The 23,028-nt window shown below is 31.5% G+C and carries 21 protein-coding genes, 1 pseudogene and 2 riboswitches; of the genes and pseudogenes, 9 read left to right on the top strand and 13 right to left on the bottom strand.

What is annotated here, in order from left to right; translation table 11 throughout:
- Positions 1-409 precede the first annotated feature (409 nt).
- The gene (locus C1I91_RS23310; RefSeq protein WP_128215054.1) at positions 410-895 is read right to left on the bottom strand and encodes an MORN repeat-containing protein; all 486 of its coding nucleotides are present in this window, start codon (positions 893-895) and stop codon (positions 410-412) included.
- Between the two features lie 575 nt (positions 896-1,470).
- Between C1I91_RS23310 and C1I91_RS23305 the strand changes: the two genes are divergently transcribed.
- Positions 1,471-1,881, top strand: a complete 411-nt coding sequence (locus tag C1I91_RS23305; protein ID WP_128215053.1) for a helix-turn-helix transcriptional regulator — start codon at positions 1,471-1,473, stop codon at positions 1,879-1,881.
- 376 nt (positions 1,882-2,257) lie between these two features.
- Positions 2,258-2,845, top strand: a complete 588-nt coding sequence (clpP, locus tag C1I91_RS23300; protein WP_128215052.1) for an ATP-dependent Clp endopeptidase proteolytic subunit ClpP — start codon at positions 2,258-2,260, stop codon at positions 2,843-2,845.
- A 110-nt stretch (positions 2,846-2,955) separates the two neighbouring features.
- On the opposite strand, the gene C1I91_RS23295 is transcribed toward clpP, so the two are convergent.
- The 6 genes and pseudogenes from C1I91_RS23295 to C1I91_RS23270 all read right to left on the bottom strand — a co-directional run bounded on the left by C1I91_RS23295 (position 2,956) and on the right by C1I91_RS23270 (position 6,514).
- Positions 2,956-3,516 (bottom strand): hypothetical protein, encoded by a 561-nt coding sequence (locus C1I91_RS23295; RefSeq protein WP_128215051.1) that lies wholly within the window; start codon positions 3,514-3,516, stop codon positions 2,956-2,958.
- Entirely contained in the window at positions 3,516-4,103 is a 588-nt protein-coding gene (locus tag C1I91_RS23290; RefSeq protein WP_128215050.1) for a hypothetical protein, read from the bottom strand. The genes C1I91_RS23295 and C1I91_RS23290 overlap by 1 nt, the downstream gene beginning before the upstream one ends.
- A gap of 149 nt (positions 4,104-4,252) precedes the next feature.
- A complete protein-coding gene (locus C1I91_RS23285) occupies positions 4,253-4,741 on the bottom strand; it encodes an IS630 family transposase (protein ID WP_128215049.1) in 489 nt (162 codons plus the stop codon).
- Between the two features lie 25 nt (positions 4,742-4,766).
- A complete protein-coding gene (locus C1I91_RS23280) occupies positions 4,767-5,138 on the bottom strand; it encodes a helix-turn-helix domain-containing protein (RefSeq protein WP_128215048.1) in 372 nt (123 codons plus the stop codon).
- Between the two features lie 8 nt (positions 5,139-5,146).
- Positions 5,147-6,206 (bottom strand): annotated as a pseudogene (locus C1I91_RS23275) (IS630 family transposase).
- 86 nt (positions 6,207-6,292) lie between these two features.
- The gene (locus C1I91_RS23270; protein WP_128214155.1) at positions 6,293-6,514 is read right to left on the bottom strand and encodes a hypothetical protein; all 222 of its coding nucleotides are present in this window, start codon (positions 6,512-6,514) and stop codon (positions 6,293-6,295) included.
- A gap of 198 nt (positions 6,515-6,712) precedes the next feature.
- Here C1I91_RS23270 and C1I91_RS23265 point away from each other — a divergent pair, with 198 nt between their 5' ends.
- The 4 genes from C1I91_RS23265 (at position 6,713) to C1I91_RS28385 (ending at position 11,376) form a co-directional block, all read left to right on the top strand.
- Entirely contained in the window at positions 6,713-7,519 is an 807-nt protein-coding gene (locus tag C1I91_RS23265; protein ID WP_128215047.1) for a RelA/SpoT domain-containing protein, read from the top strand.
- 613 nt (positions 7,520-8,132) lie between these two features.
- Positions 8,133-10,751: a calcium-translocating P-type ATPase, PMCA-type gene (locus C1I91_RS23260; protein ID WP_128216081.1), complete on the top strand. Its 2,619-nt coding sequence runs from the start codon at positions 8,133-8,135 to the stop codon at positions 10,749-10,751.
- A 304-nt stretch (positions 10,752-11,055) separates the two neighbouring features.
- Positions 11,056-11,199 (top strand): hypothetical protein, encoded by a 144-nt coding sequence (locus C1I91_RS28390; protein WP_164880631.1) that lies wholly within the window; start codon positions 11,056-11,058, stop codon positions 11,197-11,199.
- A 12-nt stretch (positions 11,200-11,211) separates the two neighbouring features.
- Positions 11,212-11,376 (top strand): hypothetical protein, encoded by a 165-nt coding sequence (locus C1I91_RS28385; protein WP_164880630.1) that lies wholly within the window; start codon positions 11,212-11,214, stop codon positions 11,374-11,376.
- A 305-nt stretch (positions 11,377-11,681) separates the two neighbouring features.
- Here C1I91_RS28385 and C1I91_RS23255 read toward each other — a convergent pair whose 3' ends face one another.
- Positions 11,682-13,292 (bottom strand): IS1182 family transposase, encoded by a 1,611-nt coding sequence (locus C1I91_RS23255; protein ID WP_128210696.1) that lies wholly within the window; start codon positions 13,290-13,292, stop codon positions 11,682-11,684.
- 643 nt (positions 13,293-13,935) lie between these two features.
- Between C1I91_RS23255 and C1I91_RS23250 the strand changes: the two genes are divergently transcribed.
- On the top strand, positions 13,936-15,732 hold the full coding sequence (locus C1I91_RS23250) for an RICIN domain-containing protein (RefSeq protein WP_205694250.1): 1,797 nt from the start codon (positions 13,936-13,938) through the stop codon (positions 15,730-15,732).
- 385 nt (positions 15,733-16,117) lie between these two features.
- Here C1I91_RS23250 and C1I91_RS23245 read toward each other — a convergent pair whose 3' ends face one another.
- The 3 genes from C1I91_RS23245 to C1I91_RS23235 are packed head-to-tail and all read right to left on the bottom strand — an operon-like array spanning position 16,118 to position 17,125.
- Positions 16,118-16,678, bottom strand: a complete 561-nt coding sequence (locus C1I91_RS23245; RefSeq protein WP_128215046.1) for a manganese catalase family protein — start codon at positions 16,676-16,678, stop codon at positions 16,118-16,120.
- Positions 16,679-16,697: 19 nt separating this feature from the next.
- On the bottom strand, positions 16,698-16,952 hold the full coding sequence (locus C1I91_RS23240; RefSeq protein ID WP_128215045.1) for a spore coat protein CotJB: 255 nt from the start codon (positions 16,950-16,952) through the stop codon (positions 16,698-16,700).
- Between the two features lie 5 nt (positions 16,953-16,957).
- On the bottom strand, positions 16,958-17,125 hold the full coding sequence (locus C1I91_RS23235; RefSeq protein ID WP_128215044.1) for a spore coat associated protein CotJA: 168 nt from the start codon (positions 17,123-17,125) through the stop codon (positions 16,958-16,960).
- A gap of 193 nt (positions 17,126-17,318) precedes the next feature.
- A riboswitch (SAM riboswitch) is annotated at positions 17,319-17,420 on the top strand.
- A 115-nt stretch (positions 17,421-17,535) separates the two neighbouring features.
- A riboswitch (SAM riboswitch) is annotated at positions 17,536-17,652 on the top strand.
- Between the two features lie 217 nt (positions 17,653-17,869).
- Here C1I91_RS23235 and C1I91_RS23230 point away from each other — a divergent pair.
- A complete protein-coding gene (locus tag C1I91_RS23230) occupies positions 17,870-19,162 on the top strand; it encodes a homocysteine synthase (protein WP_128215043.1) in 1,293 nt (430 codons plus the stop codon).
- Between the two features lie 143 nt (positions 19,163-19,305).
- Here the strand turns inward: C1I91_RS23230 and aspD are convergent, their stop codons facing one another.
- Complete coding sequence (aspD, locus tag C1I91_RS23225; RefSeq protein WP_128215042.1) at positions 19,306-20,943, bottom strand: aspartate 4-decarboxylase; 1,638 nt, start codon at positions 20,941-20,943, stop codon at positions 19,306-19,308.
- Between the two features lie 383 nt (positions 20,944-21,326).
- Here aspD and C1I91_RS23220 point away from each other — a divergent pair, with 383 nt between their 5' ends.
- Positions 21,327-21,704, top strand: a complete 378-nt coding sequence (locus C1I91_RS23220) for a hypothetical protein (RefSeq protein ID WP_128215041.1) — start codon at positions 21,327-21,329, stop codon at positions 21,702-21,704.
- Positions 21,705-21,897: 193 nt separating this feature from the next.
- On the opposite strand, the gene C1I91_RS23215 is transcribed toward C1I91_RS23220, so the two are convergent.
- Positions 21,898-22,974 (bottom strand): lactonase family protein, encoded by a 1,077-nt coding sequence (locus C1I91_RS23215; protein ID WP_128215040.1) that lies wholly within the window; start codon positions 22,972-22,974, stop codon positions 21,898-21,900.
- Positions 22,975-23,028: the final 54 nt, after the last annotated feature.

Here is a 23,028-nt window from a genome sequence, read left to right as displayed (position 1 = left end):
ATTGCCTCCTATGCATACCTAGTAAATCTAGGTGTGGTATATATACATAGTAATTCTAGGTATGCAAAATGTCAAGAAATATATGTAAAATAATAATATTTATTACATTTGTAGAGTTTATTAGGTGCATTCTTTCAAGAAGTAAAAAAGAAATAAAGGTAAATTCTTAACAACTTAAATTTTAAACTTCTTAAGAATTTATAGGAAAATCAAGGCTTACAGCAAAAAGCACTGCTTTTATAAGCTAGCAGACTCAAATTTCATCCGATAAAATTTGAAGCTCAAAGCTCTTATAGAAAGCAGTGCACGTATGTTGATTTATATATTATTAAGCAAAAAATATAAAAAATATTATTATTGTTGTTCATTATAGGATTTAAGTTGTTATGCATTCTTGAGAATAATAAGGTTAGAATAGTTTCTTCACAAACTCATCATTTTCCCAAGTTCCAATAATTTTTTCTCCATCGGAATAGATCATTATTCCATCGCCTTCACGGTTGTCTTCCTTCCAAAAGCCCATGAATTGATCGCCATTGTCCCAAATATATATACCGTTACCAGTTTTTGACCCATCTTTCCACTCGCCAACATATCTTTCGCCATCTGGCCAGCTGTATATGCCGTAGCCATTCATTTCATCCTCTACCCAGCTGCCTTGATATAATTCTCCATTGGTGTAAGCTAGAGTACCTTCTCCATGGAACTTGTTATCCTTCCAATATCCTATGTATCTTGTACCATTACTGTATGTAAAAATACCGAAGCCATTCTTTTTACCATCCTTTAGATCTCCATCGTAGCTTCCGCCGTGAGTATGTTGCTCTTCTGTTTGCTCAGATTTTGTGATCTTTAGATTAGCTCCCTTTAAATTCTTAAAATCAAAATTACTCATTGTATTAAATCATCCTTTCCTTTGGTTCAAGTTTATAAAAAAGTCGTTAAGCAACCTTCTTCAATTAGTTCTTTCATAGCTACCTCTTCCAATGGATAATAGAAAAGGCAGGAGAATGAGATTTCTTTTTTTATGTTTGCCTAGTTATCCATTCTAGAACCTTGATACTTATAGGTTTAGTTAGTAATAATTATAGATTCTCAGACAGTAAAATAGATTGCTCATTAAATCTTATGAATTTACTTTTCTTATATAATAGTATACTAATGGATTAAGCAGTTTAATTCAATGTAAATATTGAAAATTATTTTCAAGTGCTAAGGGGATTGAAGTTTAGTGAATATATGGTAAATTATAATTAAGTAATAAATTGAGCAATAAATGTCAGGATTTTTTAGTATTTAGTTTTTATAATTAGAGTAAAGATAAAACTTTCTCTAATTTTTATAAGAGCTTGCATCTTTAGTGAGTGTGCCGAGTTAGTATAATAGTTATAAAAGAGATAGCTTGATTCCTTAGAAGAGGATTCAGAAACATATTGATTTGGTGCCTTTACTGATAATAGGAGGGTAGGTATGGATTATATTGATAAGATTCAACAGTCAATTGAATATATTGAAAATAATCTTAGTGAGAAGCTTCAGTTAGAGGATATTGCAAAAGCTGCATTCCTTTCTAAGTACTATTATCATAGAGTATTTCATAACATAGCAGGGGAGCCGGTTATGGAGTATGTAAGAAAGAGAAGACTTACTGAAGCGGCTAAAGAGCTACTACAAGGGAAAGAAAAGATAGTATATATAGCTTTAAAGTATCAATTTAGTTCGCAAGAAGCTTTTTCTAGAGCTTTTAAGAAGATGTTTAATATTTCTCCTAGCGAACTTAGAAAAAATAAGCAGAGAATATTGATGTACAAGAAACTAGAAGTAGCAGAGGTTGTAAAGACTCCAGCATCTATAGTAAATATAACCTGCAAGGCTGCGTAGTCTAAGTATAGACTATTATTTACCAAGGAAGGTCGCTTCAGCGACTTTTTATGAATTAGAAAAGTTTTTAAGGTAGTAAGTGTTTATTGTATAGCTTAGTAAATTAAGCTATTAATTAAAGTATCTAAGTTGAAGGTTATAGAATTCCTAACTCAACTATTAAGTTATACGTGCCCTACAATCCCAAGGAAACGCGATTATCAAACAAGTATAACTTAAGTTTCGATATAGGAATTCTGTATAGGGAACCAACTTCAACTATTAATTTATACATGCCACAAAATCCCCAGAAGCCAGGATGTTATAACAAGTATAAATTAAGTTTTCGTAAAGGTTCCCTATATAAACACAAACTTATTGAAAAGGAGAGAAAGATATGAGTTATGTACCAATGGTTGTAGAACAAACAAGCAGAGGAGAAAGATCTTATGATATTTACTCCAGACTATTAAAAGACAGAATAATTGTTTTAAGTGATCAGGTTAACGATACTACTGCTAGTCTAATTGTAGCTCAGATGTTATTTTTAGAAGCAGAAGATCCAGATAAGGATATTACCTTCTATATAAACAGTCCAGGTGGAGTTATTACAGCAGGAATGGCTATTTATGATACTATGAAGTATATCAAATGTGATGTATCTACCATATGTATTGGTATGGCAGCAAGTATGGGATCCTTCTTACTTGCAGGAGGAACAAAGGGAAAGAGATTTGCACTTCCAAATAGTGAGATAATGATTCATCAGCCATCTATATCAGGAGGCTTAAGAGGTCAAGCAACTGATTTGAAGATATATGCAGACAATATTTTGAGAACAAAGAAGAGGCTTACTGAAATATATAGCGAGAACACAGGACAACCAGTAGAAAAGCTTCTTGCAGATATGGAAAGAGATAATTTTATGAGTGCTGAAGAGGCTAAGGCTTATGGGCTTATAGATGATATAGTAGAGAGAAAATAAAATTTCTAAAAATCTCATAAAGGTAGATCTAAATTTATACAAAGACAAAAATCATGCATAGACAAGGACTAGGCTCCTAACTTGCATGATTTTTTTATACTATTAATTGATTAATATTTTTTTGTTATACGGTTCGCTGGAACATATTTAGATAATTCCTTAATAAAGTCATCTAAATTAAATGAAATATAATCTTGATATACTCTAGTTATACTAGTGCCATCTTTCCCAATTATATTTACTTCTTTATTGGTTATTAAAACATTCGAAATAAAGCTCCAATCATAAATAACTTCTCCGTAACATTTTCTTAACATCAATCCATTATCTAGGAGGCTTAAACTGCGTTTACCATGTTCAGGCATTATATTCTTTTTAAGTATAGTTAAGGTGTTCTCAGAAAATACCTTGGAATCCCTTAGGATATTTTTTAATATCTTGATAAAGGCAATTGCTATAAATACAGCAGTTATTAAAATATAAATATTTAATCTACTAGGTATTACTTTTTTTGTAGCAGTATAGTAAGAACGCATAAATACAATAAGAATATATAGCATTGGAATATTGATAAGAAAGAGCACTTGCATAAACCTTCTTTTTAAAGCTGAAGTTACTTGCTTATCTTTCTCAGTTATAACTTTTTCATCTACATAATACTCATAACTCATTAATACACCTCTTTAACTATGCTTTTATAGTGTTTTTGTAAAAGTTGATTGAGCTCACTTTTTGAAGCTATAATTTTATTTACGGGTATAACACTAAATAGTAAATTATTATCTCCAAAGATATATAAATACCCATTTGTTATCAGTATCTCTTTAATATAAGTTATATTTACTGATTTGGTGAAGTTATTATTTTGTAACTTTATGCCAGCTTCATCTATATATAAGGTGTTTACATAATTGTTAATAGCAGTTCTTTGAGAGAATGATATTAATAGCATTCTCCATATAATAAATCCTAATAGGTATATTACTGTTATAGATATTAATGAATATATATCAACGAAAAAGCTCTCGAATAGATTTTTGAAAAATTCTACAATGTGATATTCTAAAGATCTATTTTTTTCAGCTCCTACAAACGCGATTAAAAAGGTTTTGTAAAGTATGGGAATCATATATATTAACAATATTTGTTTTACTATGATGCTTAGGCCATAGGATTTTTTAAAGCTACTATCCCTTTTTAATAGAAAATTTGTTATCTTAAGCTTATCTAATATGGATAACGTATATTTTAATTGCAAAACAGTACCTCCTTTATTTGATATGATAAATGGGTTAGTTTTACTAATACTTATTATATCAAATGCACAAATTCTTATAAAGTTCAGTAATTACAATCATATAGAAAGTTTGTAATACTTACATATGTATATATATTGCAAATTGGTTTCTACAATCTAACACATAGCCTGTCTATTGTTTGAGTAGGAACCTTATTTATGTTACTTATAAACTTTTGAATTGCAGTTCTAACTTGTGGCAGAGATTTATAAAAGACATTGTTAATAACAGATGCCTTTAGCCATCCCCATAACCCCTCTATAAGATTCATTTCTGGACTATACGGTGGTAAAAACATCAATTCAAGCCTATCTTTAACTCTATTAAGAAATGGCTGAATCAGCTTTGCATGATGAATCTTAGCATTGTCTAATACCACAACAATTTTTCCTTTTGGATACTGCTTAAGTACGTTTTCTAAAAAGTCATTAAATATCTTAGCGTCATATCTTTCATGTTCCTCGCAATATACGTTACCAGTCTCGTAATCCAATATTCCCATAAGTTTAACACCTGCATTTTTACCGAACGTAGGAATTTTCCTTTGTTGTCCTCTTATAAACCAGCTCTTTTGAATTGCTTGATAATCTCTAATCATTGATTCATCTTCAAATAAGATGGTATCAACTAAGCCATTGAGGCATTTTTTTTAAAGCTTTAAAGTCACTTTTAAAAATTTCTTGCTTTTCTTTATCAGCTTTCGCTAAGACGTAAGTAGGTCTAGTATAACTTAAATTTAATCTATGAAGTACATATGCTATTCCTCTATGTGACATATTTATATTAAATTCTTTAATAACCCATTGCCTCACTAATTCAATAGTCCAATTCATTTTAGATTCGAAGCCTACATCTTCTGGAGTTTTTGTAGTTATAGTTTCTACAATGAGCTTCTCTTGAAGTGAATTGATTTTCTTTTGCGCTCCGCCGCCGTGGCCAATATTTAATCCATCTATTCCTTTTGATTTATAATTTTTTATATATATATATTGCAAATTGGTTTCTACAATCTAACACATAGCCTGTCTATTGTTTGAGTAGGAACCTTATTTATGTTACTTATAAACTTTTGAATTGCAGTTCTAACTTGTGGCAGAGATTTATAAAAGACATTGTTAATAACAGATGCCTTTAGCCATCCCCATAACCCCTCTATAAGATTCATTTCTGGACTATACGGTGGTAAAAACATCAATTCAAGCCTATCTTTAACTCTATTAAGAAATGGCTGAATCAGCTTTGCATGATGAATCTTAGCATTGTCTAATACCACAACAATTTTTCCTTTTGGATACTGCTTAAGTACGTTTTCTAAAAAGTCATTAAATATCTTAGCGTCATATCTTTCATGTTCCTCGCAATATACGTTACCAGTCTCGTAATCCAATATTCCCATAAGTTTAACACCTGCATTTTTACCGAACGTAGGAATTTTCCTTTGTTGTCCTCTTATAAACCAGCTCTTTTGAATTGCTTGATAATCTCTAATCATTGATTCATCTTCAAATAAGATGGTATCAACTAAGCCATTGAGGCATTTTTTTAAAGCTTTAAAGTCACTTTTAAAAATTTCTTGCTTTTCTTTATCAGCTTTCGCTAAGACGTAAGTAGGTCTAGTATAACTTAAATTTAATCTATGAAGTACATATGCTATTCCTCTATGTGACATATTTATATTAAATTCTTTAATAACCCATTGCCTCACTAATTCAATAGTCCAATTCATTTTAGATTCGAAGCCTACATCTTCTGGAGTTTTTGTAGTTATAGTTTCTACAATGAGCTTCTCTTGAAGTGAATTGATTTTCTTTGCGCTCCGCCGCCGTGGCCAATATTTAATCCATCTATTCCTTTTGATTTATAATTTTTTATATATGTAGAAACAGTATGTTCTTCTAGATTCTCCATTTCAGCTATTTTTCTATTTGTAAATCCATCAAAATGCTTAAGTAAAACAGAATATCTTTTATATAACCTTGTGTTTTTAGTCTTTTTAAAGCTGATTTTAACTCGTTTATATCATCTTCATGCCCAGCAATCTTATTAAGAATCAAAATATCCATATTTAAAACCTCGCTATAATTTTTATTTTATATTCTAGTTTGGATATTTTAGTTATCTTATATTAATGGATGTTCTTACCTAAATATCATATCGAAATTTTCATCTTGCAACATATATATGTAGAAACAGTATGTTCTTCTAGATTCTCCATTTCAGCTATTTTTCTATTTGTAAATCCATCAAAATGCTTAAGTAAAACAGAATATCTTTTATATAACCTTGTGTTTTTAGTCTTTTTTAAAGCTGATTTTAACTCGTTTATATCATCTTCATGCCCAGCAATCTTATTAAGAATCAAAATATCCATATTTAAAACCTCGCTATAATTTTTATTTTATATTCTAGTTTGGATATTTTAGTTATCTTATATTAATGGATGTTCTTACCTAAATATCATATCGAAATTTTCATCTTGCAACATATATATTATAAAATAGTTGTGTAAAGTATATGAAAATAATAAAAAAAGTGATTAATATAAATGAGAAAAGGATGAGTGAATTACATGATAACTAAGTTCAATATAAATAGCTTTCTAAAAAAATATCCTTTTGCAGAAGAGGAAATAAGAAAAAATAATATAGATGTAGAAGTTCTAGGAGAAATTTATGAAGACTATATATCTGTTAAAGACACCTACGAAAATCAAGCTGACTTCATAGCTAATATACTTAGAACTCATCCCAAAGTACATTCTGTAAAGTCTAGAATAAAGCAGCCAGGTAGACTGATTGAAAAAGTCATAAGAAAGACAGAAGATAGGAAAAATAAATATAACGATGATTTTCAGTTTACTGTAGATAACTATAAAGAAGAGATAAATGATCTTATTGGAATAAGAGTTATACATATATTTAAGCAAGAGTGGGAGGAAATTCATAAATTTATCCTTGATACCTGGAAGGTAGTGGAGATAACTGCGAACGTTAGAGAAGGTGATGACACTAAGCGCTTTGAAGAGCTAGATATTCAAATTAAATCTAGAAAGTCTGGATATAGGTCAGTACATTATCTTATAGAATTTTACCCTACCAGTCAAAAGGTTATAGCTGAAATTCAGGTTAGAACCATATTTGAGGAAGGTTATGGAGAGATAGACCATCAACTTAGGTATTCTCATAAAGAAATCCCTGAGATATTAGAATCTAACTTGCTTCTATTTAATAGAATATCAGGAAGTGCTGATGAAATGGCCTCAATGATAAATTTATTAAACAGGAACCTGTGTAAGATGGATTCTGATTATAAAACTATGATGGAGCAGAAGGACGAGGAAATAAGAGAACTTAAGGAGCGATTGAGGAAGTCATAACTCAATAGTATTTTAATTCTAATTGCTCGCTCATATAGCATATCCTTCGTAACCGCTGGATTTCAACAATATATAGAAGTAAGGCTTTTTAACAGTGCAGTGTTGAAATTCAGTGATCAGTAATCAGATGCTTTGATGAGTTTGTATACTATTAAACATAGCCCAAATTAAACAATTATTAGATAGAAATTAATAGTTGACACACATGCTTATACATAGTAATATAATATTATAAAACTTAATAAGTGGTAATTAGTAACTTGTAGAGGGAGTAACTTCTTGATAAAGGAAATTTATCAGGAGCAAAGTCGTCAATTCGGATTTTCCCGGCTTTGCTAACAAAGTAGTTTAGTGAGACTCTATAGCTAGAATAAATCTAGCTATAGAGTCTTTATTTTTTGCTTAAAAGTTAATTTCCTTAAGGTGTAATTACAATTAGAAGCATATTGAAAGAAATACAGAAGTAAGGTTTGCAAGATACTTTAGAAAACTGATTTTGATAGAAAGGAAACTAATTGAGGTAATACTAATTTTTTGGGAGGTTTATATTTTGAAAAGTAGTAAAACTATTAAGTATAGCAATGTTAAAGTTAATAAAGAAGGGAGTAATTCAATGAACACTTTTTATAACAAGTCAGTAGAAGATACTATGAAGCTTCTGGAAGTTAAAGAAGGTGGATTAAAAGACTCTGAATTAGATAAAAGAAGAGAAAAGTATGGCTTTAATGAATTAGAGGAAGGAAAGAAGAAAAGTGTATTAGCAGTTTTCCTAAGTCAATTTCAAGACTTTCTAGTTATAATTCTTTTAGTAGCAGCAATTGTATCTGCATTTTTAGGAAAATTAGAAAGTGCCATAGTAATCTTAGTTGTAGTAATAATAAATGCTATATTAGGTACAGTTCAGCATATTAAAGCTGAAAGATCCTTAAGTAGTTTAAAGGCTTTGTCTTCACCAATTGCTAAAGTATTAAGAAATGGAAATAGAATAGAAATACCTTCTAGAGAGGTGGTAGTTGGTGACATAATTTATCTGGATGCAGGTGATTATATTAGTGCTGATGGAAGAATAATAGAAAATTACAGCTTGCAAGTTAATGAAAGCTCCCTTACCGGTGAGTCGGAAAGTGTATTGAAAAATACAGAAAAAATAAATGGCGAAGATGTAGCCATAGGTGACAGAAAAAACATGGTTTTCTCAGGAAGCTTTGTTACCTATGGTAGGGCTGTTGTGTTAGTTACTGATATAGGTATGAATACAGAGATAGGAAAAATAGCTAACCTACTTCAAAATGCAAAAGAAAAGAAAACTCCATTACAAGTTAATTTGGACAACTTTGGAAAGAAACTTGCTATAGTTATATTAGTTATATCAGCGGTTATATTAGTACTAAATGTAGTTAGAGGAACAAGCATTATAGATGCCTTTATGTTTGCTGTATCCTTGGCGGTAGCTGCCATACCTGAAGCCTTAAGCTCTATTGTTACCATTGTTCTGGCTCTAGGAACTCAGAAGATGGCAAAAGAAAATGCTATTATGAGAAGACTGCATGCAGTAGAAAGTCTTGGTAGTATATCTGTAATTTGCTCAGATAAAACAGGAACTTTAACTCAAAATAAGATGACAGTGCAACAGGTTTATACTGATGATAAAGTGATACAAAAAGACCACTTAAACAAAGATGACCAGCTTCAAAAAAAGTTAGTTTTAAGCTCTTTATTGTGCAATGATGCGGTAACTGTTGAAAATAAAGAGATTGGAGATCCTACGGAAGTTGCATTAGTTAACTTTGGAGAAATATATTCCTTTGATGAACTTGTAATAAGAGATAAATATAAGAGAATAGCTGAGGTTCCTTTTGATTCAGATAGAAAGCTTATGAGTACCTTGAATGAAGTTGACAACACGAAGATGATGGTTACCAAAGGAGCTCTTGATGTACTTTTATCTAGAGCTACTAAAATTGAAACCTCAAAGGGTATAGAGCCTTTAACCGATGGTCATAAAAAAGAAATTGAAAAAATCAATAAGGAATTCTCTTCAAAAGGCTTAAGAGTTCTTTCTTTTGGATATAAGCCTCTAGAAGATAAGTCTACTATTGGAATAGAAGATGAAAATGATTTGATATTCATAGGACTCATATCTATGATGGACCCGCCAAGAGAAGAATCTATGAGCGCTGTAGCAGACTGTATAAAGGCTGGTATAAAGCCAGTTATGATAACTGGGGATCATAAGATAACAGCTTCAGCTATAGCAAAACAGATAGGTATATTAAAAGATGAATCGGAAGCTATGGAAGGTTATGAACTTGAAAAATTAAGTGATGAAGAGCTTAAAGCTATAGTAGAGAATATATCAGTTTATGCTAGAGTTTCTCCAGAGCATAAAATTCGAATAGTAAGAGCTTGGCAGGAAAAAGGTAATGTGGTTGCTATGACAGGAGATGGAGTAAATGACGGTCCAGCTTTAAAACAGGCAGATGTAGGGATTGCTATGGGCATAACAGGAACAGAAGTTGCAAAAGATGCAGCAGCTATGGTATTGGCTGATGATAACTTTTCTACAATAGTAAAATCAATTTCAAACGGTAGAAGTATTTATGAAAACATTAAAAACTCAATAAAGTTTCTTTTATCAGGAAATACTGCTGGAATATTGTCAGTTTTATATGCAACCTTATTTGCATTGCCGATACCTTTTGCACCGGTACATCTATTATTTATAAATCTGCTTACTGATAGTTTGCCAGCAATAGCTATCGGACTTGAACCTCATAACAAAAATATAATGGATAGAAAGCCAAGAAATATAAATATTCCTATTTTGAATAAAGAATTTGGTATAGAAGTGCTTCTAGAAGGTCTAATAATTGCAATAGTTACGATGATTTCCTTCCACATTGGACTTTCTACAGGTAATCATGAAGTAGCTATGGTTATGGCTTTCGCAACCTTATGTCTTTCAAGATTATTTCATGGTTTTAACTGTAGATCAAAGCAGTCAATCTTTAAGGTTGGAGTTTTTGCAAATCCATTTGTATGGTATGCAGTTATTTTAGGAGTAGCATTGCTTACTATAGTGCTTACAGTTAAACCTATAATGGGAATTTTTGAAGTAGTTCCTTTAAACCTTTCACAATATATTTCAGTATATAGCTTAGCATTAATACCATTTGTGTTGATTCAGCTATATAAATTAATTTTTGTAAAATCCACTGATTCAGATAAATAATATAAACATTGGTTATTCAACCCATAATATCAACCTACAGTAGATTAAGTGATATTTTAAGTAGTATAAACAAGCTTTCTTAGGAAAAAATATAAAAGATAATTAATAGTATATAATCTAATAAAAATCTTTCATTGTGGCATATAAGACTTTACTGCTTAAGCGGTTCGACCCTAGAAAGTTTTATGTGACAGAATGAATATAGATTTTTAGATTATATATAGTTAATATAAATTTTGATTTATGAAGGTTATGTAAAATTATTATAATTTGAATTTAATCTTAAAACGGAGGTAAAATATATATGGGAACTAAAATAAGCAATACTAGAAAAAAGATGGCTTCCTTAGGATTAAAAAAGAATGAGTATGGAGATTACGTTTATATAGACCCAAATGACAGATTGTCAGAGTTTGTAGCAGTAAAAGGCAAGAAAAAAGAAAAATAGGAGATGATGCAAATGGATGATAATGCAATAAAAAAAGTAGCAGATATTCTAAGTATTTATTCCTATAAAGTTGATGCCTTAGTAGAAGTACTAATAGACAATAATGTGGTCACTAAGGAAGAGATAAATAAAGCCCTAATTAACGTTCTGAACCCTCCACTGATGAATATGTTATAGAGAAATTAAAAGAAAAGATTTTAATTAAATAGAAATATAAAAAAGTCGTATCAATTTAGTAAAAAATTAAATATATATAAAGTATAGAAAGCTTATTATTGCAGTTACCTAAGCTCAGGAGCTGACATATAATACAGACTTTTTATAAAGGGGAGTGTCGCGAAATGATTAATTTTTAATCAGGAGCGATGCTCCTTTTCGGCTTAAAGAAAGAAATATCCACAAAATTGAAATATCAAATCAATTTTGTGGATATTTTTGAATTTTAAACGCACTTAAACAAACCTAGCGACCAGGTTCCATAATTAGGCAGTAGGTTTTAGTTCATGAAGATGTTTTTGAGTTCTTCCATTTTGTATTTTTGAATGTAATTTATTAATGTTATAGCCAATACAAAGTAAAATAAATTCAGTTTTAACACTAATTTTTCCACGTGTTAAAAATCTATTGAATTCATAATCACTTTTAAGAACGCCAAATGCTCCTTCGACCTGAATAGATCTATTCATTCTTAATTTAGTTCCAAATTCAGTTGTAATATTTCTATAAGATACTTCACGCTTTTCAACAAAAGTTTTTGACACTTGCATCTTTCTATTTCCTTTTGCTTTCGTGCACTTCGATTTATGAACGCAGTTTTCACAGCTTTCACACTCATAAATAGTAACTTCTGATTTGTATCCACTGGCGGATCTTCTATGAGTAATCGAAGTAGGGAGTAACTTTCTATTGTTATTGCAGACATAAAAATCTGATTCGGCATCATATTTCATATTTTCTCTCTTGCTTATATCATTTTTAAAACTTCTTTTTTTCCATTTCTCATAAGTTTGAGGCTTTATGTATGGAATCTGATTATTGGATTCTAAAAACAAATAATTCTCTTCGCTTTCATAACCAGAATCTGCAATTACATTATGATATTTATGACCAGTTTTCTCTTCCATATTATTAAGCATAGGTATTAATGTTGATATGTCATTTCTATCATCAAATATTCCGACGCCGGTTACGTATTCACTTTCGACTCCGATTTGTACATTATATGCCGGTTTTAATTGTCCATTTCTCATATGATCGTCTTTCATTTGCATGAAAGTTGCGTCTGGATCAGTTTTAGAATAACTATTTCTATTTGAAAATATAGTTTTGCTGAAATTATATTTTTCTTGTCTCTCTTTATATTCCGATAGTTGTTCTGTCCATTTCTGAATTTTAGTTTTTCTTTTACCTATCCCGTAAACAAATTCTATGTTTCTATTCTCTTTTTCATGTAAAAGCCATTGAAGTATTTTATCAATATCAACTATCAATGTTTCTTTTTCGATACTAAATTCTTTCAGTTCCTCAAGGTTGATATTTTTAACAAGAGTAAGAATTTTATCAAACATTTTCTCTTCATTCTTGTAAATAGCTTTCTTCCAAACAAAAGTATATCTATTGGCATTCGCTTCGATCTTAGTACCATCAATAAATACATTTTCAAATAATATTTCATTATGATTAGCTAAATAATTAACTTGCTGATAAAATAAATCTTCAATCACTTCGTCTGATAGATACTCTTTACGAAATCTACTAATTGTAGTATGATCAGGTGCTTTGCATCCTTTTAATAGCCACCTGAAATTTATATCTCTTTTACATGATTTCTCTATTTTTCTGCTTGAATATATATTTTGAGAATAAGCATAAGATATTATTTTGAACATGATTTTTGGTTCCACTGCCGGTTTTCTTCCGAAGGAAGAGTACGCCTTATACAACTTTCTATAATTTAATCCCTCCAATACATGGCTTAGCAAGCGGACTGAATCATCTTCAGGTATCAAGTTTTCTAAGTTTAATGGTAATACAAGTTGAAAATCATCATTAAACTCGGTATAATTTTTATTGTATGATTTAGTTAGTAGCATAATTTAATTATACAATTAATGTGAGTTCTTCGGAATTCACATTTTTTTATTTCGGCAAAAAAATTGGCTGCTACCAAACTAACTATGTTAGTTTTGCAACAGCCCCTATTTACTGTCTAGGAAATTATAAAATTAAAAATACAATCTATTTAACAATAAAGCATTAACGATAAATGGCAGTTGATGTTATAAATAAAAAAGTATAAAAACAGAAAAAAAGTGCATTGACAATATATGGGATATAAGGTAACATGTAGGTGTAAACAATGTAAATGAATTTAAGACTAATTTATACGTTGCATTTGCATTTGAATATTAATAAATTCTGCACTCAATGTTATATTAACTATATTGATTATTAACAGATTGACGTAATATCATATAGCATTTCTAAAGCCTAATTAATTCTATCAAATTATTCTCTATAAAATGTAATTCACATGAACCTCATAAACAGTACACCTATACAGTTTTATAATTAAAACTTTATATACATAAGTAAATTAACCAATTGTGAAAGGGGGAAAGAATAAAGAATAAAGTCTTAAGAAGCATGCTACTTACAAGAAAAATATAGAAGCTTAACTGTCCTATTTAAATTATTAAAACTAATAATACATTTATCTTAAGGAGGTTACTATTTGTGTTGAAAAAATTTAATAAGTCAATTTCAATTTTTGTAATACTTTTCTTCATGAGCTTTCTTTTACCTGGCATAGCTGCTAAAGCTGTTGATTATTCTAGTGGTATAAGTGTGTCAGGATCTACTGCTACTATTTGGTTTAAATCTAATGTTAGTACTACTTGGGTAAACGTTCATTACAAAGTTAATTCTGGGGCTCAGCTTAATTATTCCATGCAATATAATAGCTCTACTGGAAGATATGAAAAAAATATCGATGTCTCTATAGGAAATAAAATAGACTATGCATTTACTTACAACAATGGAACACCGGCTTATGATACTGCATGGTCTAGCTATACAGTAAGTTCTAACTCAGGTTTGGTAAGTGGAAATATATATACTATAAAGAGTAAGGTTAGCGGAAAGGTTTTAGATGTAAAGGATGGGTCTACTTCAGACGGGGCTAAGATACAACAATGGACAAGTACTGGAGCAACTAATCAACAGTTTAAGGTTATTGATACAGGAAGTGGATACTATAAGATTATAGCAGTAAACAGTGGCATGGCTTTAGATGATCCTAATTTTTCTACATCAGCTGGAACACAACTTCAGCAAGCTGTTGATAATGCCTCAGATGCTCAAAGGTGGCAGATCGTTGATATGGGAAGTGGATATTACAAAGTAGTCTGTAAAGCTAGTGGCTTAGTAATGGATGTATCAAATTCTTCAACAGCTGATGGAGCTGTTGTACAGCAGTGGACTAATAATGGAACAGATGCACAAAGATGGTCTTTTACTGTTTACAACAATCCAACTCCAACAAATGGCTCTATATACTCAATAGCTGCTTCATCAATTCCAACACCAAATGTAAGTGGAGCTGTAAGTGTTAAGGTTATGAATGGAACTAATGGCGCATATGCTGATGCTAATATATACTGGGGCGTTCTAGGTATAAACCCATCAAACGGGAAGTGGTCTTACTTAGATTCAAATGGGAATCTGGCTCCTATTTCAAATGCATTGAATGATGCTTCTGGACATTTAACAAAGAATGGTACAAATTATGCCAATATTTATCATAAGATAAGTGAAACAAACTGGGTTACATTGCCTAAGATAACTTCAGGTAGAATGTTCTTAAGTGTAGGCTCACCTTGCTATATTAAAACTTATGATGATGGATTTGCTGGACCTAATGTAGACAATCCTACAGATCCTAATAGAGATGTGTATTTTGATTTTGTTGAGTTTACTGTTAATGATACTGGATATCATGGAAATACAACGAGAGTCGATGGTTTTGGATTCCCAATACAGCATAGATTAGTCAATAAAGCAGGAAATTATGATAGAACTGTTGGTGAACTAGAATCAGAAACCCGTTCAGGTATATTTACAGAATATCAGAATGAGGTTCCAACAGAATTCAAGTCTTTAGCTGCATTACAGGCTCCATATAGAATAGTGGCACCAATTCATGGGTCCTTTGCAGCAGGTGGGGTAAACGCTAACTATTTTGCAGGATATTCAAGTTATTCAACTCAAGACATATTACTTGGAACAAATGGATTGCAGCAGAATCCTCAAATCTGTGCTGCTATTAATAGACATGTTTATACAGATAATGCAAATTGGAATAATCCAAGTGCATATTATAAAGCTTCACCAGCAAACTATTATGCTAAGTTTTGGCATGATCACAGCATAGATAACCTAGCTTATGGATTCTGTTATGATGATGTAAATCAGCAGGCGTCCTACCTTGAAGTTGGCGATCCTAAAGGACTAATAATAAGAGTGGGCTGGTAAAATATAATTTAAGGTTTAGCAAAGAGTATTCTATAGGGAACCAACTTCAACTATTAATTTATACATGCCACAAAATCCCCAGAAGCCGGGATTTTATAACAAGTATAAATTAAGTTTTCATAAAGGTTCCCTATAAGCTAAACCTTAAATTTCTTGTTTTATTTAAATAGGATTCATAAAATTAGTGTTAGAATCATATTTTACTGTATAGGAAAAAGTGAGTTTTAACTAAAACTAGTAATTTCGGAGGGAAAAATAAAATTTTTCTATAAACAGTAAAAAATAAAACTTATTGCTTGTCAAAACCTCTTCTCATAGGTTCAGAAAAGACAGATATACAAGAAATATTTACATTGAACTAAGGATCAGAAATAGTAAATGATGCTTACTTTTTGCAATGTTCTTGAACAGTTACTAAAGCTTCACCAAATCTTTGGAAATGTACAACTTCTCTTTCTCTTAAGAATTGAAGTACATCTATTACGTCTTTATCATCTATAAGTTGAATCAATCTTTCGTAAGCAGCTCTAGCTTTTTGCTCAGCAGCCATATCTTCATGTAGATCAGCTATTGGATCTGTGGTCGCTTGGATATATGCAGCAGTCCAAGGAATTCCATTTGGATCAGCAGGATAAGCAGCTGTACCATGTACAACGTAATAAGAATCGAAGCCTTCAGCTTTTATTTGTTCAGGAGTAGCTTTTCTTGTAAGTTGATAAATAATTGAAGAAACTATTTCTAAGTGTGCAAGTTCTTCTGTACCGATGTCAGTTAATAAGCCTTTTGTCTTTCCTGTAGGCATAGTATATCTTTGACTTAAATATCTCATGGAAGCACTAAGTTCGCCATCAGGACCACCTAATTGAGTCATGATAATCTTAGCAGTTCTCAAATCAGGTGTTTTGATATTTACGGGATACTCTAATCTTTTTTCATAATACCACATACGTTATTCCTCCATTAAATTAATTTGCTTCTCTTTCCCATGGCCATGGTTCTGAAACCCATTGATCCCAATCTTCTGCAGGTTGAAGACCAAAGTTAGTTAAAGGACCATACTTAGAACAGTATTCTTTCCTTAAGGCTCTTAGTTTTCCAGAAAGATAATTTAGTCTCTCTAAAGCATCCTTGCAATCAGGATGAGTATCTAAGTAAAGATTAAGCTCTACTAGATAAAAGCCAACTTGTTGGATCATACAAAGTAATTTCTTTTGTTCCATCTGTACTACCTCCCGTATTTTTTCTTCTCGTAGGGTCTATATAAATCATTGAATATAGTTCCACGAGAAAAAGCAGTTTTTATATCATAAAGATCTTTAAATGGTTGAGGTACTACATAAGCTTCGGCATAATCTAGCTTAAGCTCATCTTTTATCTTGAATACGTCACTCATAAGACATCCTCCAGTAATTAATATTTATATTTTGTTCTGTATTATATAAATATGAAAAATTTTAATATAGTGACACAATAATAGAAAATATAATTGAATTTGATTATTATTTATTACTTATCAAAATAATTCTAAATTATAGTTGACAAAGTATTTTTTGCTAATTATAATGAGAACAAGCAATTTAATAAAGACCTTATCAAGAGCGGTGGAGGGAAAGGCCCTATGAAGCCCAGCAACCAGTATTTCATTATACATGGTGCTAAGTCCAACAGCATTAGCTGAAAGATAAGTATGCGTGATTTTCATACCTCTTTCAGTAAAGAGGCTTTTTTATTTTCATAAATAAGTTTAATAAATCACTAATGGAAGTAGCATTAGAGATTTTATATAATTAAATAGCTTTATATTTCTTATCAAGAGAGGTTGAGGGACTGGCCCTACGAAACCTCGGCAACCTTCAGATCCATTTATCTGAAAAGGTGCCAATTCCTGCTTTAGGATCATTACCTAAAGAAAGATGAGAGACGGTAGTATTTTTTGCGGTAAATTATACCTTCTTTCGTCATTCAATTGAGAAAGGAGGTATTTTGTTTTTACTGCATATTAAATTATAAAATTATGATAAAAGTTACTTTTATTAATCTGAAGATTTGCAAAATTACAAAAAATATAGCGTCGGGCTTAAAATAAGCTTCAATAACAATACTTTGAAAATATTATTTAAAATGAGGAGAGATTAAAATGAGTGAAGAAAGAAGTTTAAAATTTGATACATTACAAGTGCATGCAGGTCAAGAAGCTGATCCAACAACAGGATCAAGAGCGGTTCCAATATATCAAACTACATCTTATGTTTTTAACAGTGTAGAGCATGGTGCTAACCTTTTTGGACTTAAAGAATCAGGAAATATATATACAAGAATAATGAATCCAACTACAGATGTATTTGAAAAAAGAATAGCAGCACTTGAAGGTGGTGTTGCAGCTCTAGCGGTTGCCTCAGGCTCTGCAGCTATAACATATGCTATCATAAACATAGCAGAAGCTGGAGATGAAATAGTTTCAGCAAGTACTTTATACGGTGGAACATATAATCTATTTGGAGCTACCTTACCTAGATATGGTATCAAAACAGTTTTTGTAAACCCAGACGATCCTGAAAACTTTAGAAATGCAATTACGGATAAAACTAAAGCCTTATATATAGAGAGTATAGGAAATCCAGGAATAAACCTTGTAGATATAGAAGCAGTTGCAGCGGTTGCTCATGAAAATGGTATTCCACTTATTGTTGACAATACTTTTGGAACTCCTTATCTTATAAAACCAATAGACTTTGGAGCAGATATAGTTGTTCACTCAGCAACAAAGTTCATAGGTGGACATGGAACTTCAATTGGAGGAGTAATTGTTGATTCTGGTAAATTTGATTGGGTAGCTAGTGGAAAGTTTAAGGGACTTACTGAACCAGACCACAGCTACCATGGTATAAGATTTGCACAAGATGTTGGTGCAGCAGCATATGTAACAAAGGCTAGAGTTCAACTATTAAGAGATACTGGAGCTGCTATAAGCCCATTTAACTCCTTCTTATTCCTTCAAGGACTTGAGACTTTATCCTTAAGAGTGGAAAGACACGTTTCAAATACAAAGAAAATAGTAGAATTCCTTAAAAATCATCCGCTTGTATCTTGGGTTAGCTATCCAAGCTTAGAAGATAATAAGTATTATGAACTTGCTAAGAAGTATTTCCCTAAGGGAGCTGGTTCAATCTTTACTTTTGGAATTAAAGGTGGTACAGCAGAAGGTAAGATATTTATAGAAAGTCTTAAAATATTCTCTCATCTTGCAAATGTAGCTGATGCTAAATCATTAGTAATACATCCAGCAAGTACTACTCATGCACAATTAAATGAAGAACAACAACTATCAGCAGGTGTTACTCCAGACCTAATAAGATTGTCTATAGGTATTGAAGATGCTGATGACTTGATTTACGATTTAGACCAAGCTCTAAATAAAATCAATAAGTAATTAAAGCCTCCTAATATTATAATTTATATTTAAATATTGCCACTTCATACTAGAAAATAGGATGATGCTCTTTTTAAAAATTGTAAAGAGCTGACTTTTATCTAGTAAAGGAGTGGCATATTTTTTACTGTATAAGAAAGTTATTATACATGAGCAAAAGATATCTGCCATGAATGCACGTATTCGTCAAGGACTTTATGAAGAACTTCTCCTATTTTTGAATAAGCCTCATCACTGAGATTTGCAAGGGAAATCCTTATTGACCATTCTGGTCCGTAAAAGCCGCTTCCACTTAGAAGGACAATAGAAGATTCTTCTGCTAAGCGAAATAATATATCAACAGGTTTATGATTCTTTTGCAGATATTCAGCAAACTCATCTCCGTAGTAATGGCAAGCCCATTCTAGCAGATCAAATTCGGTATAGTAAGCAGCGTCGTATGGATCTTTTCTTAGTTCTAGACCTAATCCATCAAATAATAGTTTTTGGCGACGGTGACATATATCTATTGTTTGCTTTTTGTAGATATTATCTTTATCTAATAAAGCAAAGGTACAGAAAAATGCCATTTGTACCTGCTGAGGAGTAGAAAGCCCTGCGGTATGATTTAACGCCACTTGACGACTGTCGGCAACAACCCTATCTATAAATGGAATATTGTCAGGATCTGAAGATAGATCTCCGTATCTTAATCGAAGCTCTTCTTTAATAAATTCAGGTTGCATTCTAAGAAGTTTATCAAATACGTTTTTCTCATGAAGAGCTATAGTACCTAATCTCCAGCCTGTTACGCCAAAATATTTGGAGAAGGAATAAACTCCAATTGTATTGTAAGGGAGATCTGCCATAATAGATCTGAAGCCAGGTACAAAGGTACCATACACATCATCAGATATTATCATCAAGTTAGGGTTATCATTATCCACTATATTCATTATTAACTTAACTGAATCATTTTTCATTGCTACAGAAGGCGGATTACTTGGATTTACTACGAATAAAGCTTTTATGGATTTATCCTTAAGTTTTTCAAGCTCCGATACCGGATACTGCCATGTATGAGTTCCATCTTCAGTGAGTTCAGTAGCCCTTATCTTAATTACTTCAAAGTTATATCTAGGTAGAAGAGGAATCTCTAAATATGGGGTGAAAATCGGAGTCATAAGTGCTATCTTATCTCCTCTAGAAAGTAGTTCGTTTGCAATTAATGAATCGAAAATATAGCACATAGCCGCTGTGGCACCTTCTACAGCAAATACGTTAAACCTTCCTTCAGGAGGTTTGTTATAGCACATTTCTTGAACAAGGTATTCATTTACTATTTGTTCTATATGTATAAGCATTCTATCTGGACAAGGGTAATTGTCACCTATTATTCCGTCTGCTAGCTCTTGAACCCATTCATCTCTATCAAAACCTTTCTCTAGTATTCCATAATCTATAATCTTTTTTAATAAATCTATACCAGGAGCATTTTTGTTATTTTCAATATAGCTATAAACTCTATCTGCAATACCTTTCTTTTTAGTCATGCCAGCTAGATCGCCTTCATTCCAAGTATTTCTGGTTTCTTGAACAGCAAATAGTCCAAAGTTAAAAAAAGCCTCTCTTGGAGTGGCTGCAGTCCAGTTTGGATTTCCTCTACCTGCATCTAACAAAGTGTGGGCACTTTTTTCTCTTTGCCCATTAGCTAAGCTTATAAGTCTGTTCTTAAATTCAAAAGGACTTATTTTACCATAAATCTTTTCAAGCTCTTCTCTTTGAATGTTGTAATTATCCATATTTTTCTCCTCTCATGAAAATTAAGCTGAAAGTTATATATAAATTCTTTGTGTAAGCCCATTAAAGCATCGGATGATTAACCACTTAATTTCAGCACAGTAATTTAACAGCGCCTATTATATTAATAACAAAATCCTATGTCTTATAATTTCCGATAAGCATTGATATTATTAATTAAGTTTATAATTTGAATTAAACAATTGAGCTGACACTTTGCGGCAAGCTATTAAAGCATCAGATTGGTGAGCATTCAATTTCAACAGGCTATTTTAATAGAGCACAAATTTTATTCCTTTGTTCTAAGAATTTGTAAAGATAAGATAACATATATTTTACTAAGAGATAGAAGAACGATAAATATTATTTAGTGTGAGGTGTGAGAATGAAACAACATTTACTTGGAAGGCAATTAAAGGATATTGAATATGAACATAGGATAACTTTATTATCATTAGTTACAGGTTTGACCAGAGAATACCTTATGGATGAGTACCCAAGAGATTGTAAAAATGAAGAGGAATCGCTTTTAAAATATGGGTATGATGTTAAAGTTGGAGAGCTTATTGAAATTATTCAAGATTATACCGGAAGATTTCCAGCCCCAAGTATAAAAAACAACAATTACGAGGTTACAGTAAAGCTTGAAGATAGCAATGATTCAGAAATAGAAATAAAATCAGGTGTTAAAGAGACTTATTGCGATGCACTGTATGAAATAGTAAAGTTTCTTCTAAAGAATGATTATATTGAACTGGCGTAGAATAATTTATATTGCATACTAAGTTGTTCATAAGTAGCAGTAGAAGTCTTAAATGTAGGTGAATGTGAAAAATAGAAGGTAACAATATGTTCTCTGTAAAAAGTCTTTGCTAGTAATAATATGCATAGGTATATAAAAATTCGCTGAACCTTATTCAGCGAATTTTTATAAGCTTAACAGCATTAATGCTGTTTTATAAATTTGAGATTGAGATGCAAACAGGATTTGAGATGGCTAGTTCCTCCTCTAGCTTAGTTAGCAAGCCAGTTTCACAATTTACCTCGTAGAATATAACTGAGTCAGTGTTTTGGTTTGCAACAATTAAAAACTTTCCGCTTGGATCAAAGGAGAAGTCTCTTGGGCCCTTACCAAAGGTTGAAACATGGTGGATAAAACTGATTAAACCTGTATGTTCGTCTATCTTAAAGATAGAAATGGTATCACTACCTCTATTGGAGGTATATAGGAATTTTCCGTTAGGAGAAATTCTTATTGCTGCTCCAAGATTGTCACCTGAAAAATCTTTAGGTAGAGTATTTATAGTTTGTAGCTTTTCTATGGTGCAATCTTTTGAATTATAAGCATATGCTTCAACATCAGCACTGAGTTCATGTATGATATAGAAGTAATTCAAGCTATTATGAAATATCAAATGTCTTGGTCCTGAACCTGGTGCAGAAGGAATAACAATTTTATTATGTTTGTCCAATGTTCCGTTAAGTTTGTTAAATGGATAGAAGATTGTAGCATCTAATCCAAGATCTACAACGGCTAAAAACTTTTCATCTGGGGTTAATGCACAGTAATGTACATGAGGTTTTTCCTGACGATCAGCAACTATTCCTGATCCTTTTCCTGTATGTTTTACAACTTCTGTAGGTTCAGATAAGCTTCCATCCTCGCATATTCTCATTATAGTTATAGTTGCTTCATGGTAGTTTCCTGAGAAAACATAATTAAAGTTTTTATCAAAGGAAAGGTGACAGGGAGATTTTCCTTCTGCTAAGATTGTATTTATTTCACTAAGAGTGTGGTCGCTTTTTATCTTAAAGGCTCTTGTGCCTCCTAAGTCTTCTTGTTTTATCACAGAATATAATAAGTTTTTTTCTTTACAGGTTGCAACATAAGTTGGATGACTTAACTCTGCTACAAGCTGTAGATTACTTGTCTTACAAGTTTCGTGATTCAATTCAAAAGAGTATAAGCCCTTACTATCACCGTAGGTATAAGTTCCTACGTATACTAGGGAGTTTTTTCTATAATCATTCATAAATTTACCCTCCAATTTACTGTTCAATCATAATAATTAAAATGCCTAATAAAA

It is taken from the genome of Clostridium manihotivorum, assembly GCF_004015185.1.
GTDB lineage: Bacteria > Bacillota > Clostridia > Clostridiales > Clostridiaceae > Clostridium_AR > Clostridium_AR manihotivorum.
The sequence above is the reverse complement of the archived record's forward strand: the minus strand, read 5'-3'. Positions and strand labels throughout refer to the sequence as shown.